Origin of the sequence: Pseudomonas sp. 1912-s (assembly GCF_029269205.1) — a bacterium.
Taxonomy (GTDB): domain Bacteria; phylum Pseudomonadota; class Gammaproteobacteria; order Pseudomonadales; family Pseudomonadaceae; genus Aquipseudomonas.
Window position 1 is genome coordinate 1 of the sequence record NZ_JARIXR010000020.1, and the last position, 18444, is coordinate 18444.

General features: G+C 58.6%; 13 protein-coding genes. 10 read left to right on the forward strand and 3 right to left on the reverse strand.

Annotated features, from left to right (window positions below):
• From P3C29_RS22295 to P3C29_RS22330, 8 genes are all read left to right on the forward strand, one after another.
• Positions 1-184, forward strand: a 184-nt coding sequence (locus tag P3C29_RS22295) for a hypothetical protein (protein WP_275965452.1), incomplete at its 5' end; no start/stop codon positions are given.
• 811 nt (positions 185-995) lie between these two features.
• A complete protein-coding gene (locus P3C29_RS22300) occupies positions 996-2120 on the forward strand; it encodes a polysaccharide deacetylase family protein (protein WP_201125318.1) in 1125 nt (374 codons plus the stop codon).
• Positions 2121-2468: 348 nt separating this feature from the next.
• Complete coding sequence (locus tag P3C29_RS22305) at positions 2469-3863, forward strand: PhoH family protein (protein ID WP_010170407.1); 1395 nt, start codon at positions 2469-2471, stop codon at positions 3861-3863.
• 142 nt (positions 3864-4005) lie between these two features.
• Positions 4006-4479, forward strand: a complete 474-nt coding sequence (gene moaC, locus P3C29_RS22310) for a cyclic pyranopterin monophosphate synthase MoaC (RefSeq protein WP_275965453.1) — start codon at positions 4006-4008, stop codon at positions 4477-4479.
• A complete protein-coding gene (gene moaD, locus P3C29_RS22315) occupies positions 4476-4718 on the forward strand; it encodes a molybdopterin converting factor subunit 1 (RefSeq protein WP_275965454.1) in 243 nt (80 codons plus the stop codon). Before moaC ends, moaD begins: the two co-directional genes overlap by 4 nt.
• A gap of 2 nt (positions 4719-4720) precedes the next feature.
• A complete protein-coding gene (gene moaE / locus P3C29_RS22320; RefSeq protein WP_275965455.1) occupies positions 4721-5173 on the forward strand; it encodes a molybdopterin synthase catalytic subunit MoaE in 453 nt (150 codons plus the stop codon).
• Between the two features lie 270 nt (positions 5174-5443).
• Positions 5444-7414 carry a hypothetical protein gene (locus tag P3C29_RS22325; RefSeq protein ID WP_275965456.1) on the forward strand — a complete coding sequence of 657 codons (1971 nt, stop codon included), beginning with the start codon at positions 5444-5446 and terminating at the stop codon, positions 7412-7414.
• A gap of 69 nt (positions 7415-7483) precedes the next feature.
• Entirely contained in the window at positions 7484-12274 is a 4791-nt protein-coding gene (locus P3C29_RS22330) for an RHS repeat-associated core domain-containing protein (protein ID WP_275965457.1), read from the forward strand.
• On the opposite strand, the gene P3C29_RS22335 is transcribed toward P3C29_RS22330, so the two are convergent.
• The 3 genes from P3C29_RS22335 to P3C29_RS22345 all read right to left on the reverse strand — a co-directional run bounded on the left by P3C29_RS22335 (position 12261) and on the right by P3C29_RS22345 (position 15810).
• On the reverse strand, positions 12261-13406 hold the full coding sequence (locus P3C29_RS22335; protein WP_275965458.1) for an FAD-binding oxidoreductase: 1146 nt from the start codon (positions 13404-13406) through the stop codon (positions 12261-12263). The two genes, P3C29_RS22330 and P3C29_RS22335, sit on opposite strands and share 14 nt — an antisense overlap.
• 175 nt (positions 13407-13581) lie before the next feature.
• Positions 13582-15057, reverse strand: coding sequence for an ATP-dependent RNA helicase RhlB (gene rhlB, locus P3C29_RS22340; RefSeq protein WP_275965459.1), 1476 nt, complete (start codon positions 15055-15057; stop codon positions 13582-13584).
• A 96-nt stretch (positions 15058-15153) separates the two neighbouring features.
• Entirely contained in the window at positions 15154-15810 is a 657-nt protein-coding gene (locus tag P3C29_RS22345) for a carboxylesterase (protein ID WP_010170394.1), read from the reverse strand.
• Positions 15811-16157: 347 nt separating this feature from the next.
• On the opposite strand from P3C29_RS22345, the gene P3C29_RS22350 reads away from it, so the two are divergent.
• Together P3C29_RS22350 and P3C29_RS22355 are read left to right on the forward strand one after the other, a co-directional pair.
• Complete coding sequence (locus P3C29_RS22350) at positions 16158-17189, forward strand: amino acid ABC transporter substrate-binding protein (protein ID WP_010170392.1); 1032 nt, start codon at positions 16158-16160, stop codon at positions 17187-17189.
• A 72-nt stretch (positions 17190-17261) separates the two neighbouring features.
• Positions 17262-18443 carry an amino acid ABC transporter permease gene (locus P3C29_RS22355; RefSeq protein ID WP_177088555.1) on the forward strand — a complete coding sequence of 394 codons (1182 nt, stop codon included), beginning with the start codon at positions 17262-17264 and terminating at the stop codon, positions 18441-18443.
• The last annotated feature ends 1 nt before the right edge of the window (position 18444 follow it).

The following is an 18444-nucleotide window of genomic DNA, read 5'->3' on the forward strand; positions in this document are numbered from 1 at the left end:
GTTCTCGTTTATTGCTGCCGGGCTGCCGGGCAAAGGCAACGAACTCTTTTTTCAGGCTCATGGCGTCTCTCGTATTCCAGGGCATGATGGTTTTCCGGCGAAGTTAGCTCGCCGAAAAGTGTCCACCATGTCCCCGCACACCCGTCAACCATGTGTCCGGTCCGTACAAAAAGCCCCAAAGTAACCAAAGGGCTCTGCCCCGCCTGTCGGCACCTCGCCTAGGCTCGGTGTTCCCTCACTCCGGCGATGCTCCGCGGGCCGCCGCGATGGGCCATCCTTGGCCCAGCGCGGCTAAACCGGCGTCCTGCCGGTTTACCCGCTCCGCACCACCTGCGTTCGGCCTCGGGCTTATTGGGGCAGTCAGAGCCAGATCAAGATCAAAAGCAAAAGCACAGCGGCCTACAGGCCGGCTTGAGTGGTAGAAGCCAGATCAAAAGCCAAAGCAGAGCCGCTTTTCTGTAGGAGCCGGCTTGCCGGCGAAAAACCTGAGAACGCCGCGTTGAATCAGGATGCCCACGTCATCGTTAACGACCATCGCCGGCAAGCCAGCTCCTACAGGGGGACCGTGCCCGCTTTAGATTTTGATTTTGCTTTTGCCTTTGCTTCACACCACTCAAGCCGGCCTGTAGGCCGCTGTGCTGTTGATCTGCTTTTGATCTTGATCTTAGGCGCCCCGTTAAACCACGCTGGCCGAACGCAGGTAGTACGGAGCGGGTAAACCGGCAGGACGCCGGTTTAGCCGCGACGGGGCAGGGACGCCCCGTCGCGGCGGCCCGCGGAGTAGTACCGGAGAGAGGGCACACCGAGCCTGAGCGAGGTGCCGAGTGGTGGGGCAAGAGCCTTTTGGTTACTTTTGGGCTCCTTTCAAAAGTGACCCGCTGTAAGAGCGGAACCCATATCAGCCATCACCCAAATAACGGATCTACACACCAACCCAATAGCCCCCCCACACGATCGGCTATAGTGCCCGACGACTCTGGAAAGGGAGACCCTTCGTGCGAATTGCGCTTTTACTGTCAGCCTGGCTCATCTGCCTGGGCGCCCAAGCCGCCCCCGTGGATGTCGCGACCCTGGACCGCGGCACCTGGCCCGAACGCCTCAGCAGCCCGGCCCTGTTCGATGTCGCCTCCCGCGCCGAAATCCTGATGTTCGCCCACACCCTGCTGGCCAGCGAAGCCCTCGACGAGCCCGCCCTGAAACAGCGCCTGGGCCTGAAGATCATCAACCAGGCGTCCATCGACGACCTGCGCCGCCAACTGTGGCAACGGCTGTTGGAAAACTACACCTTCGCCCAACAAAGCTGCGAACAGGACGCCTCCTTCTGCTACCTGGTGGAAAACATGGACGACCTGCGCGAACAAGCCGCCAAGTTCCAGGTCAGCGACAGCTCCTTCTATATAGGCTGGGCCGGCCCCAGCCGCGTATTCCACGAGCGCTACCTGGATGAACAGTTACGCAAGGCCGCCCTGTTCCCGCAGATCAGCAGTGAAATCGCGCGCTTCGGCGATCACGAACGCAACGGCGACGAACTCAACGACCGGATGTTCCTGCTGACCTTCGACAGTGGCCCTTCCCCCGTCAGCGGCAACACCGACTGGCTGGCCGACTACCTGCGCAAACAGAAAATGCACGGCCTCTTCTTCGTGCTCGGCAACAGTCTGCAAACCCGAGTTGAAAAAAGCTCGGCCACCGACGTGCAGGCGCTGTACCAGGGCCAGTGCGTCGGCATCCAGGGCTGGCAGTACCGTTCCCATAGCCACTGGGTCGACTGGCAGTCCTCCATCACCCGCAGCGCCTCCCTGGCCCAGAGCCTGATGCCGGAAAACTACGTGCCGCTGTTCCGTCCGCCCTACGGCCAGCGACGCTCCGACAGCCAGGGTTTCTTCCAGTCCCAGGGGCTGCAGGTGGCGCTGTGGGACATCGATTCAGAAGACGAAGCCGGCAAGCTCAAGGCCGATGAGTCAGCCAACCGCGTGCTGACGCTGATGCTGCTGTGGCGGCGCGGGGTGATCGTGTTCCACGACACCCAGGACAAGGCGCGCATCGCATTGCCCTGGCTTTTGCACGCCACGGCAGAAAGTGGACTCGGCTGGCAGGATTGCCGGGAAGCGTTTCGCTGAAAAGCACGAAGAGCCCGGCCCTGTTGGGGCTGAGGTTTTTTCGGGGGGGATTTGGGAGATATTTCGATACAGGCGGACTTCCGACTTTAACGGTGCAATGCCGGCTCGCCTAGTGCTATTCGTCATCCTGAAAAATAAACTTCAAAAAAGCGTCAAAGTGCTTTTTCCTGTCATGTGTTTTGCGGTATTACGAAGACAGACAGCCGAAACCTGCAACACAGGTGGCGTCTTCCAAGACACCTCTTGTGTGCACCGCACTTGACGCCCCTCAAGTGCGTTCGACGGTCGAATCGAGGCGCAGCACTGTCGCGGTATTGCGTCGACTGGCTCCCACAAAGGTGACCGAGTATGGATGATCATGGACGTAACCCTTCTTCCGACCAGCCAATCCTTTATGTGCTTGATACCAACGTACTGATTCACGATCCAAACGCACTGCTTAACTTTGAAGAACACCACGTCGCCATCCCGATGATCGTGCTTGAGGAGCTCGACAAACTCAAAAGCGGGCACCACAGCGTTGCCGCCGAATGCCGCCAGGCCATCCGCCTGATCGACAAGACCCTCGGCGAAGCCTCCCCCGATGACGTCGAGGTGGGCGTACCGATCCAGCGTGGCAAAAGCGGGCCCAAGGGCTTGCTGTCGATTCTGATGAGCAAGCGCAGCGAGCCCAACAGCCTGCTGCCGGAGAATCTGAACGACAACAAAATCATCAACCAATTGATCGACCTGCACGCACGTGACAAGGACCTGCGCCTGGTGCTGGTGACCAAAGACATCAATATGCGCCTGAAGGCACGAGCGTGTGGGATCGCTGCCGAGGACTACAGTACTGACCAGCTGGTTGACGACGTATCGATGCTGTCTCGTGGTTATCACACCATGACCGGCTCGTTCTGGGATCGCGTCAGCAAGGTCGAAACCCGTCAGGACCATGGCCGCACCTGGCACCAGGTACAGCTGATCGACAACCTGCCGGCCGTGCACATCAACGAGTTCATCATCGACGAACAGGGTTTTGTGGGCTGGATCAAAGAGATCCAGGTCGACAAGCTGCTGATCCTCGACCTGCATCAGGAGCCCCTGTTGCACCAGGAAGCCTGGGGCCTGAAACCGCGTGATATCTACCAGAGCCTGGCGCTGTACGCCTTGCTTGATCCGGACATCCACCTGGTCAACCTGACCGGTGCGGCAGGCTCGGGGAAAACCATCCTCGCCCTGGCGGCCGCCATCGAACAGACCATGGTGACGAAGCGCTATCGCCGCATCATCGCCACCCGCAGTGTGCAGGGCCTGGACCAGGAAATCGGTTTCCTGCCCGGCACCGAAGCGGAAAAAATGGAGCCATGGCTGGGGGCGATTACCGACAACCTCGAAGCCTTGCACATGGATGACGAAAACACCCATGGCAGCGTCGACTACATCCTCAGCAAAGTGCCGTTGCAGTTCAAATCCCTCAACTACATCCGGGGTCGCAGCTTCCAGCAAAGCCTGATTTTGATCGATGAATGCCAGAACCTCACGCCGCACCAGATGAAAACCATCATCACCCGTGCCGGCGCCGGTTCCAAAGTGGTGTGCCTGGGCAACCTGGCACAGATCGACACCCCTTACCTGTCCGCGACCAGCTCCGGGCTGACGTACCTGACGGAACGCTTCAAGGACTTCCCGAACGGCGTGCACATCGCCTTGCAAGGTGTCCCTCGTTCGATTCTGGCCGAATACGCCGAATCTCACCTGTAACCACTGACCACTGTAGGAGCCGGCTTGCCGGCGATGGCGTCCTCAAGGGCCCCATCGCCGGCAAGCCGGCTCCTACAAATTCAGCTGTGCGCAAAATTGACCCGCAGGTTTACAATCGGGGCTCCTGATCAGGAGTATCCCTGTGCTGACTCATCTCGATTCCCAAGGTCGCGCCCATATGGTCGACGTCACTGAAAAAGCCGTGACGTTCCGTGAAGCCGTGGCCGAAGCGCGGGTGCGCATGTTGCCCGAAACCCTGAAAATGATTGTCGACGGCGCCCACCCCAAGGGCGACGTGTTTGCCGTGGCCCGCATTGCCGGGATCCAGGCCGCAAAAAAAACCAGTGACCTGATCCCTCTGTGCCACCCGTTGATGCTCACCGGGGTCAAGGTTGAACTCAGCGCCGATGGCCTGGACGCGGTGCACATCGTCGCCCGCTGCAAACTCAGCGGCCAGACCGGCGTCGAGATGGAAGCGTTGACGGCGGCGAGCGTGGCGGCCCTGACGATCTACGACATGTGCAAGGCCGTGGACCGTGGCATGACCATCGAACATATTCGGCTGCTGGAGAAACTCGGCGGCAAGAGTGGGCATTTCAAGGCGGATGAACAATGAGCATCAACGTACTGTTTTTTGCGCGCTACCGAGAAGCCGTGGACCTGGACTCGCTGGAAGTTGAAGGCGAGTTCGTCACGATCGATGCCGTGCGCCAGGCATTGGCGGCGGACCCCGGCTTTGAAGTGCTCAACGAAACCGGCTTGATGTGCGCCCGCAACGAAGAACTGTGCTCGCTGGACGAGCCGCTGGTTGATGGCGACGAAGTGGCGTTTTTTCCGCCCGTGACCGGAGGCTGACCATGGCGATTCGGGTGCAGGTCGAGCCGTTTGATCCGGGTGCCGAAGTTAACGCTATGCACGCGGCCAATGTGGGCGTGGGCGCGGTGGTGAGTTTTGTCGGCTATGTGCGTGATTTCAACGATGGCCGGGAGGTGGCGGGGATGTTCCTTGAGCACTACCCGGGCATGACGGAAAAAGCCCTCGGCAAAATCGCCGTCGAGGCCGAGCAACGCTGGCCGCTGCTCAAGTTGGAAGTGCTGCACCGCATCGGTGCCCTGGAGCCGGGTGAGCCGATCGTATTCGTCGCAGCGGCCAGTGCTCATCGCCAGGCCGCGTTTGATGCCTGCGCGTTTGTGATGGACTACCTGAAGACGCGGGCGCCGTTCTGGAAGAAAGAAAACACCAGCGAGGGCCCGCGCTGGGTGGAAGGGCGCCACAGCGATCACGCGGCTGCTGACCGCTGGACGCACTAGGTTTTTTAACCCCTCTCGACTGTGATTGTTCTGTGTTCCCCGCTGAGTTTGATCACTCGTGCGGGCTTTCCTGATGCTATGGGAATAATCACCCTGGCTGTCATTTCAAATGGTTCTTAGAAAGCACCACGTAACTGTTAATTCTAACAGTTACGTGGGGTTTCGTTAGCGCCTTTAATATGGCTGGGCGTCGACTTTTAACAGTTTCTATTGTTCTTTGTTGTTTTGTCGCTCTTTTATTCAGGTTGGTTGGGTACTGGGAGCGCAGCAATGAAAAATGATAAAGAAAGTGTCCGGTTATCACGTCTTAACATTAGTTCGTCCAATGGCGCGACCTCGACTGATGCGCTGTATGCCAATGGTCGCCATCAATGCGCGGTGATTTTTGAGCTGGTTAAAGAGGTGAAGGGTGATAACGGTGTTTGGAGCCATGCACGGTTGACGGATGACGAACGTTCCTGTGTAACCGTGACGGTAGTAACGTCAGTTGATCATCAACAACTTCCGCTTGGCTGGAGTTGTGATGAGAAAAGGAATATCTATGACCTCGGACTTTGGCGTCGTGGAGCCATAGCGGCAAGGCACGCAGCGGCTTCAGACTATCAGGCGCCTGTTGAAACGGTTGTCCGTTACCTGCGTTTCAATTCGGAGCTGCCTTTGGAGTCGGTAACGTTCGTGGCTCGAGCTGTTCTGGATGGAAAAATTTATACGAGCCACCTTTCCAGTGCAGAAAGGGAGCAGGGTTCGTCGTTAACGATAACCCCGGTGCCTCCTGAACGGCTGGCTAACGTTGATATGGTCTCATTCGTCGACCATGGAGCCTTTCGTTCCGGTATGGTGGAAATGGATGTTTATTATTGGACTCCACCCGCGGGTCTAACATTTTTAGAAAATCGTGGTCTTGATTCGCCTATAGCGTTAGTTGATGAGGGGAGTCATTTTCAGAGTTCTTACTTTTATACGGGGTCCGACGTTCCGACCAAGGCCGGGGTGATCCCAGGTAATAACACGTTCGCCATGCAATTGGTTTACAGCGATGTTCATGGAAAAGGGGCACCCGCGAATGCCTCGGTGAGATTTAATGAAAGAAACACGATTATGCGTGCTATCCGGTTGAAAGGCTGGATGCGCCTTGACCAGGGAATCAACACGAAGACGCCGTGGCGGCTGTTGGATAATTTTGGCACTGAACATGTGTTTTTCTTGAATACCCAAGACACGGGAGAGTCCATCACCCTGGGTGATTTGGGCAATGACGCAGAGTATAAAATTCAGTATTTGCACATCACGCTGCCGGGTGGTGGTACCTCGACCAGTTCGTTGTATGCCAATGGCCGTCATCAATGCAAAGTGGAAATCGAGGCGATCAAGGAAAAATATGTTCCCGAGACTGCTACTTGGATTGGTGTACCGTTGACTGATGCCGAACGCGCCAGTGCGACGGTGACTCTATATTCTGCGAATCGGGATCAACCCCTTCCTGCGGGCTGGAGTTGTGATCGGGAAAAAAACATATACGACACCGGCCTTTGGAATCGAGGTGCCATAGAACGGCAGGAACAAAAGGAAGCACCACTCCCGGAAAGTGCGGCCAATGAAGTCATTAGCAGGTACATGCGTTTCAATTCTACGCAGGCCATTGAGCCTCATCGGTTTATGGCGAGAATAGAGGTGGATGGAAAAGTCTATACCACCAATATGAAGTTGGATGATGTCGCTTTTGATGCGTGGATAAATATAACGCCTGTCAGGCCTTATGCCCTGAAAGTCGTGGATCTTGTCGAGTACGTTGATTACGACGCGCTTGATGTTCCCGTGGCGGATGTGGATGTGTACTACTACACGCCTCCGTCAGGATTGAAGTTTCTTGTAAATAGAGGGCTCGACAGTCCATTGGCGATCAGGAATGAAGGTCCATTCTTTCAAACTTCTTACACTAATATGGGAACGGGGAGCTTCAATAAAAAGTTTAGAAAAGGAGGGGTTGTCATGGGCAAGGATGCTCCTGGCTCGCGAGTTCAGATGAGTGATCTGCACCAGAATATCCCTTGGCTCAACTCTTATGTGCGGTTTCATGAGAGGGATACTATTATGCGCGCTGTGAAATTGGAGGCTGAGTCAAATTATACCAATTACGATACCAGGAGTCCTTGGCGCTTATGGGATAACTTTGGTTGCGAACATGTTTTTTGGCTGGATTGGAAGAACGGCGGTAATGCAATCGTGTTGAAAGACTACTGAGCAAATTTGAAGTGTACGTTGCGTGTTTATAAGGCATCGGTCGATGCGTGTAACTAATGGACCCCCCTCATGAATGTCTATTCGAACGCATTTAACTTTAGCTCTCACTTCAACGGTTCCGTCGACTTGCGCACCGGCCAATACGGTTGTCTGATCCGCCTGGCAACGTTGTGCCCTCAGGGTCCCCTGGAGGTCAGCCGGGACTTTACGCTGTCATTTTCAATGATGGATACCACCAGCGGTGTCTACGGCCTGGGTTGGCGTTTGAGCAATACCGAGTTCGACGTGGCCACCTCCAGGCTGACTCTGCTCAGTGGCGAGCAGTTTCAAACCCAGAGTCTGCCGCCCGTAGGCGGCACGCTGGTGATCAAGGATCGCAAGTTGAAAGACCTGGCGGTCAAGCGGGTGGACAGCACCACATTGCAGGTGATCTATAAGGACGGCACCGTCGAAACCCTGCGCCGTACCAACAGCACGGTGCCGTACCGGATTGTTGCCATACGCTTTGAAAATGGCGAAAGCCTGGACGTGCGGTACACCAGCAGCGGGTCTCTGGAACGGATCCTTAATCACAAACAAGAGGAACTGTTGGTACTGACCTATTCGGGCGGACGCTTGCAGATGGCCGATGCGCGGGTGGACGGTAGCCGCTATGCACGCACCCGTTTTGTATTCACTGGAGACCGATTGACCAGTGTGACGGCGCCCTATGATCGAACCGAAGCGCCCGGTGCCGCGGCGTATTTGTTCGGTTATACCCCGGCGTTCAGAAATGGCCTGGTTGCGATGAACCGGGTGCAGTCACCGATGGGCGGAGTTGAACAGATCAGCTATGTCGAAAACGGACATCAATATGCCAACGGTGCGTTCATCCCCAGGGTGGTGACGTGGCTGAATACACCCGGCGCCACTCAGCCGGCCATGTCCCGTAGTTACACGTACAGTCCCAGCAGAAATTTTACCGGCTACCCGTTTTCGGGCGGCTTTCGTGAGGGAGAGGACAACCTCTACCTCACGGCCAGTGACTACGTTTACTTCACGGAAGAAACCCTCCTGGGGGCCACGTCTGCACTTAATGTGGTGACGCGAACCACCTACAACAAGTTTCACCTGCTCACCGAGGAGCGGACCCTGCGCGAGGGCACGCAGACCCTGCAGACCATCACCTACAACATCACACCCGGTGCTGCCTTCAGCGCACAGCCGGCCAACCTCCAGTTGCCACGGGTGATAACCAAACAGTTCGGGTTAGTGGCGGGCGGGGCTGTGAGAAAGGAAGAGGTCATCAGCGAGACGGATCAATTTGGCAATGAGTTGAGCAGCACCGATGCGTCCGGCATCCGTACCGAGTACAGCTATTACCCGATTGCGGGCGACGGAGCGCGTTGCCCGCCCGATCCTCACGGCCTGTTTGAGCGATACACCCGGCAGGAGCGGATTGTCCCGGCGTTGCTTGGGCCGTTGGTCCGTGTGACCGAACATACCCACGTACGTGTGGCAGTGGGCAGTAGCTATTTTGTCGCGATGGAGTCGAGCACCGTTTCCACCGGGGTCGTGACCCGGGAAACCTATTACGAGGCGGCCGATAACCCCGCCCTGCATGGTCGATTGAAAACCACGACCATGACCCTTGATAGCCAGTCCCATGTAACGGAGGTCAATTACACCTTCAGCGGCGACATGATGACTGAAACGCGCCGTTTGAGGGGGGCGGATGGACAGTGGCTGGAATCGGCGCGCTCGCTGTCGCTGGCCAATCGACGTGTGCTGAATATGACCCGGGACAATGGAGTGGTCGTGGCCTTTGAGTTTGATGTCATTGGCCGACTGGTCGCAGAAGCGATTTCCCCCGGCACTCCACAGCAGGCGCGCCGTACCTACGCCTATCACTTCGCGACGAGCACCACCCGGGCCAACGTGGTGACCACCGATGCCCAGGGCACCCGTGTGATCAGCTATTTTGATGGCACTGGCCGGCCAGTAGCCGTGGCACAGTTGCTGGAGGGGCGTGAACGGGCGATCAGTACCCAGCGTTACGATGGCCTCGGGCAGCATGTAGAAACAACTCAAGTGGACCTGCTCTCCGGCGCCGAGCGCAGCCTGGTGACACGTTATGCCTATAACCGTTGGGGTAACCCCAGCCAGGTGGCTCATGCCGATGGGCGGGTGGCGCTCGATGAGTATGACCCGCTGTTGAATATGACGGTGACCGGAATGGCCGGGGAGGGGCGCATCGAAACCTGGTTCAACCAGTACAACCAGCCGAGGCTGGTTAACCGGGTCAGTACCAGCGCCAAAGAGATTCAGTTGGAATCACGGACCTACGATGGCTTGGGGCGGTGCACGACACTCAACGATGTGGACAAGAACCTGACCGAGTACACCTACGATCGGTTTGATCGCCTGAGTACTGTCGTCGAGCGGCCACTCGGGGCAACGCCCGCGCGCACACGGGTGCTGGCCTATGCTGCGGGAACCACGCAAGAGCTGGTCATGTCCATCAACGTGGATGGCAAGACGTTGGGCACTCGCTCCTACGACAGCCTGGGCCGGTTGAAGTCCGAGGCCAGGGGGACAACGCCGGCAACTACCTGGAGCTACGCTGCGGGCTCAATACAGCCGGCCTCCTGTGTCTCCCCCCGGGGCGACCGGCAGGATTATCGCTATGACGCGCAACTGGACGTGCTGGACCGGATCGATATGGCAGGGCATCCCCAGGTCAACAGCCAATACGATCCCGTCACCGCTTTGCTGCGCAGTTCGACCACGTCCACCTTGATTCACGAAGTGCAATACGACCTCAACGGGTCTCCCAGGGAAGAGATGCAGTCGCTCAACGGCACCCGGTTGACTGCGCAGTACCGCTATTCCCCAGCCGGGCGCTTGATTCATCACACGTCGGCGGCCGGCCAGAGCAGCGAGCTGGAATATGACCCCGCCCGCGGCCGGCTGGTTAAAACCACTACCGGGCAAGTAGTGGCACAACAGGGCTACGATGAGTTCGGCCGGCTGGCGAGCCTGACGACGACCCACGGCACCATCAGCATCGTGGCAAAAATCACCTATGACGACCTGGGGCGGGAAGTCGAGCGTCGTATCGAGCAAAACACAGCATTGCTGGAGAGCATCACCAGCACCTATTACACCAGCAGCTTGTTGGCTACCCGGGTAATCAAGGGCGCCAACAGCCAGGTCGTCGTCAGTGAAACGTTTACCTACGATGGCTATTTCCGTTTGGCGACGTACCGCTGCGAGGGGACTGAGCAACCACAGGACCAGCAGGGGCGGGGGATTGTCGGCCAGGTGTTCAGTTATGACGTTCTGGATAACATGACGCGCGTAGTGACTTCCTTTGCCAATGGCAGCCAAGACACCTGCACCCGTTATTTCCAGGGCAGCGATCCTGCGCGCCTGACACGGTTGACCCACACCAACCCAGTACAGGATCAAACGCTGAGCTACGATGCGTCGGGCAACCTGCTGGGAAGCACGGCGGGCCGTACATTGGCTTTCAACGGCTTTGACCAACTGACGAGTGTGCAGACCGGCGCTTTCACCTACAGCTATCAATACGATGCCGAGGCTCGGCAAGTCATCACCCATCGCGGCAGCGAACAGCCGGTGATGCTGGCTTATTCCGGTGATCGTCTCGACGGCCTGGTTCAGGGCTCCAGAAAGATTCGTTTTCTCAATGGTGCGCAGGAGGTGCTGGCCCGCACCGGCGGCGCGGAAGGCGAGCAACTGCACATCAACGATAGCGCGGGCAGCGTGCGCGGACTGGTCAGTGCCGGCCAGCCGCTCAAGCGCCGGCACTATACGCCCTACGGTGATGCGAAGATTGCCCTGGATGACGGTGTGTCCCGCACCCTGGTGGATTTGCAACTCCCGGCATTCAACGGGGAGCGCCTGGATGTGGGGGTCAACCTTTATCATTTGGGTAACGGTACCCGTGCCTATGATCCGGCGCTGGGCGTATTTGTTTCTCCCGATCCGCTGAGCCCGTTTGGCGAGGGCGGAATCAACGGGTATGCCTACTGCCGGTGTAATCCGGTCAACATGACGGACGCCGACGGGTTGTTCCCTTCCTGGTTGTCATGGGCATTGACGGGGACTGCGCTGGCCTTCTCGATTGTGAGCCTGGGATTCGGTGTGGCGGGGCTGGCAGGTGTATTGGCGATGAACGCAGCGATTGCGGCGGGTACTGCGGCAGCGGGAGCGAAGGCGGTGGTGGGGGCGGCGCTTGCCGCCAAGGTATTGGGGGTTGCCGCGTCGTCGATGGGGTTGGTGAGCGTGACGCTGGCTGTTGCGTCGTTGGGGGTTGCGGCGGTCGACAAGCAGATGGGCTGGGATCGTTCACAGCACATCAAGAACCTCGGCTGGGCGTCTACCGGCTTTGGAATCGCGTCATGGGGGGCGAGTTTCAGTAGTGCTTTTCTGTCCGCGAAAGGCGCGTTTGGCCGGGCTGCGTTGGCGGCCAACAATGAGAAGTTTTCGGGCTACGCCAGTCTTTTCGACACCCCGATCGGTTCTGCCGTCAGCACGGCGGCCAAACAAATTACGGGGTTGAGTTATCAATTCACGCAGAAGAGCGGGCTGACCTGGTTCTCCAGAACGTACGGCGTCGTGGGTTTTACCTTGAGGTCGTTCAATTTCACTCGAGGGGTCATCGCCCGGGTCAAAAGCCTGCAGGGGGGCGCCGTTCCTCAGGCGGACGGCCCGCCCGGTGCCCACCCTCAGCCCTCGACGCATGCCAGCCGCTTTGTGGATATGCAGGGCAGCAGCAGTAGCTTCCATGAGTCGTTCAGTGAGGTGGCTGCGGCTATTCGACGGCCAATCCTCGGTGAGCTCAATCAGGGATGAGAGGGCGTCCCAGGCGTGCGGGGCAGAGCATTGCGGCACTTAGCCCTGCCTCTTGCAGCGGTGCGGGCAATGGTTTCCCGCGTACCAGCGCGGCACTGGCCTGACCCATCGCCGGTGACGTCTGAATCCCATAGCCGCCCTGGGCCGCAATCCAGAACAAGCCCTCCACCTGTGGATCAAAGCCGCAGACCAGATCCCCATCGCTGACAAAACTGCGCAGCCCGGCCCAGGTCCGCGCAGGCCGGCGGATGCTCAGGGTGGTGGCTTCTTCTATGTGGTAGATGCCCGTCGCAATATCCAGCTCTTCCGGCTGCACATCGTGGGGCTCCACCGGGTCGGCATTGGCGGGTGAGCCGAGGAACATACCGGCGTCGGGTTTCATATAGAACGAGCCGTCGAGGGCTGCCAGTTCCGGCCATGCATGGATGTTGAATTCAGCGGGCGCGGCGAACACGAATGCACTGCGACGCTTGGGTTGCAGGCCGATTTTCTGTGCACCGGCCAACTCACCGATGTGGTCGGCCCAGGCACCTGCGGCGTTAATGATGACCGGGGCGCTGAAGTGCTGTTGCGCAGTGCGAACTTGCCACACGCCCTGGGCGTCGCGGGTCAGTTTTTGCACGTCGTTGTCGGTGTGGATTTCACCGCCGTTGCGTCGAATGCCACGTAAATAGCCTTGGTACAGCGCGTCGGTGTCGATGTCGCAGACGGTGGGGTCGTAGATCCCGCCATGGACCTTTTCCCGGCGCAGGATTGGCATCATGGCCATCGATTCATCGACGTCGAGCAGGCGCGTTTCCGGCACCAGGGCCTTGGCGCTCAGGTACTGGCGCTGCAATTCGTCCGGGTCGCCAGTCAAGTCCACCAGCAATTCGCCTCGCGGGGTGAGCAGCGGGTGCTCGGCAAAACCGGTGGGCGGGTGATCGAAGAAGGCGCGGCTGCCAAGGGTCAGTGCACGAACCTGGGGCGTGCCGTAGGCGGCGATGTACAGGGCGGCGGAGCGGCCGGTGGAGTGGTAACCCGGCATCGACTCGCGCTCCAGCACGATGACGCGGGCATGTTGTGACAGCCAGTAACCGGCGGATGCACCAGCGATGCCACCGCCGATGATGATGTAGTCGGCCTCGTTCATGTGTTCCTCCTTGAATTTGAAGACGCTGAAACCAAATGTGGGAGCGGGCTTGTGTAGGAGCCGGGCTTGCCCGCGATGCAGGCACCTCGGTGTGTCAGTTAAACCGAAGTGATGCTATCGCAGGCAAGCCAGCTCCCATACAAGCCAGCTCCCACATGTTCTACCGCATTCCAGCTTAAGGGCGTTTACGCTCCACCGGGCGCAACAAATGCGTCGGCGGCGTTTCGCAGCTGATCTTGCGGCCCAGCAGTGTTTCGATCGACGGCAACTGGTACGAATCGTCTTCACCGGCAAAGCTGATGGACACGCCCGCAGCGCCCGCGCGGCCGGTACGGCCAATGCGGTGCACGTAGTCGTCCGGCACTTCCGGCAGGGTGAAGTTGATCACGTGGCTGATGCCGTCGATGTGGATCCCGCGCCCGGCCACGTCGGTGGCCACCAGCACGCGAATCTTGCCTTCGCGGAAACCTTCCAGGGTCTTGATGCGCTTATGCTGTGGCACGTCGCCGGACAGTTGCGCGGCGTTGACGCCGTCACGCACCAGGCGTTCTTCGATGCGCCGCACTTCGTCCTTGCGGTTGGCAAACACCATCACCCGCTCCCACCCGTTGTCGTTGACCAGGTTGTAGAGCAGCTTGTATTTGTCGGCACCGGCCACCGCGTAGATGTGCTGTTCGACGTTCTCGCTGGCAACGTTCAGGGCCTCGATCTCGACGATGGACGGGTCGGTGGTCCACTGCTTGGCGAGGTTCATTACGTCTTCGGTGAAGGTCGCGGAGAACAGCAGGGTCTGGCGCTCGTTTTTCGGCGGGGTCTGGCGAATGATCTGACGCACCTGCGGGATGAAGCCCATGTCGAGCATGCGGTCGGCTTCGTCCAGCACCATCACTTCGACCATGTCCAGGTGCACGTCGCCGCGCTGGTTGAAGTCCAGCAAGCGGCCCGGCGTGGCAACCAGGATGTCGCAGTGACGCGCTTCCAGGTGCTTGAGTTGCTTGTCGAAGTCCATGCCACCGACAAACGTCATCACGTTGAGGCCGGTGTATTTGGTCAGGTCGGCGGCGTCCTTGGCGATCTGGACCACCAGCTCCCGGGTCGGGGCGATGATCAGTGCGCGCGGCTCACCCATGTAGCGTTCTTTGGGCGGCGGGGTCTGCAGCAACTGGGTGATGATCGAGATCAGGAAGGCAGCGGTCTTGCCGGTACCGGTCTGGGCGCGACCGATGGCGTCTTTGCCGGCGAGGGTGAAGCCCAGCACTTGCGCCTGGATCGGCGTGCAGTACGGGAAACCCAGGTCCTGGATGGCGTGCATCAGTTCCGGGGCGAGCTTGAAGTCATGAAAGCGGGTTTTGCCTTCCTGGGGTTCGACAACGAAGTCTTCCCGTTTCCAGGGGATAACCACAGGCTTTGGCGCGCGTTCGCGGCGCGGCTTTTCCTGGCGTGGCTTCTCGGCGGGTGGTTCTTCAGCGACGTTAACCGTGGCGGGTGTGGTCACCGGCTCTTTTTTTGGCGAGGCTACAGGTGCGGTCCGGCCGGGCTGCTGACCGTCATTGCGGTTGCCTTGGGCGTGGGCGGGGGCACTGGAACCTGGCGCGAGCTGCTCAGCCTCGCTTTTACCGAACATCTTCTTGAGTGCTTTGAGCACGGTCATCTCATCAATTGGTTAAGGAATGTACGCCGGCCAGTGTAATGCAAGAATCGGGCGCGGCGTAGTGCGTTGGTCATACGGCTACACAATGTGTGGTTTTCAGCCGAGGCGGGCGGCCAACCAGGTACCGATATCGTGTATCTCCTGGGGTAACACTTCGTGGCCCATTGGGTATTCCTGCCATGCCACGGTGACACCGCGGGACTTCAAATGCTCATAGGCGCTGCGTCCCATGGCGTTCTGGACCACATCGTCGTATTGGCCATGCAGGCACAGCGCCGGAATTCGTTGCTGGCTGGCCGACAATTCAAGCTCGTCGCCGAAGGTCGGAGCATAGGTGGAAAGGGCAATCACGCCACCCAATGCGCCCTGCCATTTAAGGAACGCGGTGTGGAACACCACGGCGCCACCTTGGGAAAACCCGGCGAGGAAAATCCGCGAGGCGTCTATTCCGCTGCTTTTTTGTTCCTTGATCAGGTCGGTGACCATTCTGGCCGACTCTTCCAGTTCTTCAAGGCTGATGGAGCGCGCCGGGCTCATGGCCTTGATGTCGTACCAGCTGGGCATCTCATAGCCGCCATTAATGGTTACCGGGCGTGTCGGCGCCTGGGGCAGAACAAAGCGTGTAGTCAGGAGTTTTTCCTGCAGGGCTTCAGCCACCGGCAGGAAGTCGTAGCGATCGGCACCCAGGCCATGCAACCAGATTACGCAGGCGTCTGCGGGCTTGGCGGGCTGAAGAATCAAGGGTTCGGTCATGTCTGCTCCATAAATGTGCGTGCGCTCCGATTGAGTGCGTCGGAACGGTGCGCGACGGGTTGATCTGTTAAGAGAATGTCGCAAGGTTGAATCTTTTGCTCTTGACCATGGGCTGAAACGACTCAGCCACCAGTCTGGTACGGGGCTTGCTATGAGAAACCCGATGTCAAGGCTCACCCCAGGCGGTAACACTATCAGTGACTGACGCCTGTGGGATAGCAACTGGACTTAAAGCAAAAACCTCATGCTGTTTGACCCCAAAAAAAGCCAACACGGGTCGATGTCGCCTCATAAGGGTGCGGTGGGGTTCGAGCTCCGACACAACAAGAGCAAAACTGGAGGTTTGAATGAAGGTATTGAAATCCACCCTGGCCATCGTGACCGCGGCTGCCGTACTGGGTGTCAGTGGTTTCGCCCAGGCTGGCGCTACCCTGGACGCCGTGCAGAAGAAAGGCTTTGTGCAGTGTGGCGTGAGCGACGGTCTGCCGGGCTTCTCGGTGCCGGATGCCAGCGGCAAGATCCTCGGGATCGACGCTGACGTGTGCCGTGCTGTTGCTGCTGCCGTATTCGGTGACGCAACCAAGGTCAAATTCAGCCAGTTGAATGCCAAGGAGCGTTTCACCGCGCTTCAGTCTGGCGAAGTCGACATCCTGTCGCGCAACACCACCATGACCAGCTCCCGCGATGCCGGCATGGGCCTGAAATTCCCGGGCTTCATCACCTACTACGACGGTGTTGGCTTCCTGGTTAACAACAAGCTGGGTGTGAAAAGCGCCAAGGAACTGGACGGTGCAACCATCTGCATCCAGGCCGGTACCACCACTGAGCTGAACGTTTCCGACTACTTCCGCGCCAACAACCTGAAGTACACCCCGATCACGTTCGACACCTCCGATGAAAGCGCCAAGTCGCTGGAATCCGGTCGTTGCGACGTACTGACCTCCGACAAGTCCCAGCTCTACGCACAGCGCAGCAAGCTGGCCTCGCCGAAGGACTACGTGGTACTGCCGGAAACCATTTCCAAAGAACCGCTGGGCCCTGTCGTGCGTAACGGCGACGACGAGTGGCTGGCCATCGTGCGCTGGGTTGGCTACGCCATGCTCAACGCTGAAGAAGCCGGTATCACCTCGAAGAACGTCGAAGCTGAAGCCAAGTCCACCAAGAACCCGGACGTTGCCCGTCTGCTGGGTGCTGACGGCGAATACGGCAAAGACCTGAAAGTGAAGAAAGACTGGGTCGTACAGATCGTCAAGCAAGTCGGTAACTACGGCGAAGTGTTCGAGAAAAACCTCGGCAAAAGCACGCCTCTGGAAATCGATCGTGGCCTGAACGCATTGTGGACCAACGGTGGCATTCAATACGCACCACCTGTGCGCTGATCGCTGATGGTTCTGTCACCCGGTGGGCCAACCGCCGGGTGATGTTCTGTTCCATTATTCCTGGGGCACTTAATGCAAAATCAAATCGGCGCACCAAAACAGAAGCTCAGCTTCAGTGATCCAAAAGTGCGTGCGTGGCTATTCCAGATCATCACGATTGTGGCGGTGGTCTCGTTGGGCTGGTACCTGTTCAACAACACGCAAACCAACCTTCAACACCGGGGCATTACCTCGGGTTTCGACTTTCTTGAGCGCAGTGCCGGCTTCGGCATCGCTCAGCACCTGATCGACTACACCGAATCGGACAGCTATGCCCGGGTCTTTGTGATCGGTCTGCTCAACACTTTGCTGGTGACCGTGATCGGCGTGGTCCTGGCGACCATCCTCGGGTTCATCATCGGGGTGGCGCGTTTGTCGCCCAACTGGATGATCAACAAGCTGGCGACCGTGTACGTGGAAGTGTTCCGCAACATTCCGCCGCTGCTGCAAATCCTGTTCTGGTATTTCGCCGTGTTCCTGACGATGCCGGGGCCGCGCAACAGCCACAACTTCGGTGACACGTTCTTTGTCAGCAGCCGTGGCCTGAACATGCCCGCCGCATTGATGGCGGACGGTTTCTGGCCGTTTGTGATCAGCGTCGTGGTGGCGATCGTCGCCATTGTGCTGATGGCCCGCTGGGCCAACAAACGCTTTGAAGCCACTGGTGTTCCCTTCCACAAGTTCTGGGCGGGCCTGGCCCTGTTGGTGGTGATTCCTGCGCTGTGTTCACTGATCTTCGGTGCACCGCTGCACTGGGAAATGCCCAAGTTGCAGGGTTTCAACTTTGTCGGCGGCTGGGTATTGATCCCTGAGCTGCTGGCATTGACCTTGGCGCTTACCGTGTACACGGCAGCGTTTATTGCCGAGATCGTGCGTTCAGGCATCAAGTCGGTCAGCCACGGCCAGACCGAAGCGGCGCGCTCCCTGGGCCTGCGCAACGGTCCGACCCTGCGCAAAGTGATCATCCCGCAAGCCTTGCGCGTGATCATCCCGCCGCTGACCAGCCAATACCTGAACCTGGCGAAAAACTCGTCACTGGCCGCCGGTATCGGTTACCCGGAAATGGTTTCGCTGTTTGCCGGCACGGTGCTCAACCAGACCGGCCAGGCCATCGAGGTTATTGCCATCACCATGAGCGTGTACCTGGCGATCAGCATCAGCATTTCCCTGCTGATGAACTGGTACAACAAGCGCATTGCGCTGATCGAGCGGTGAG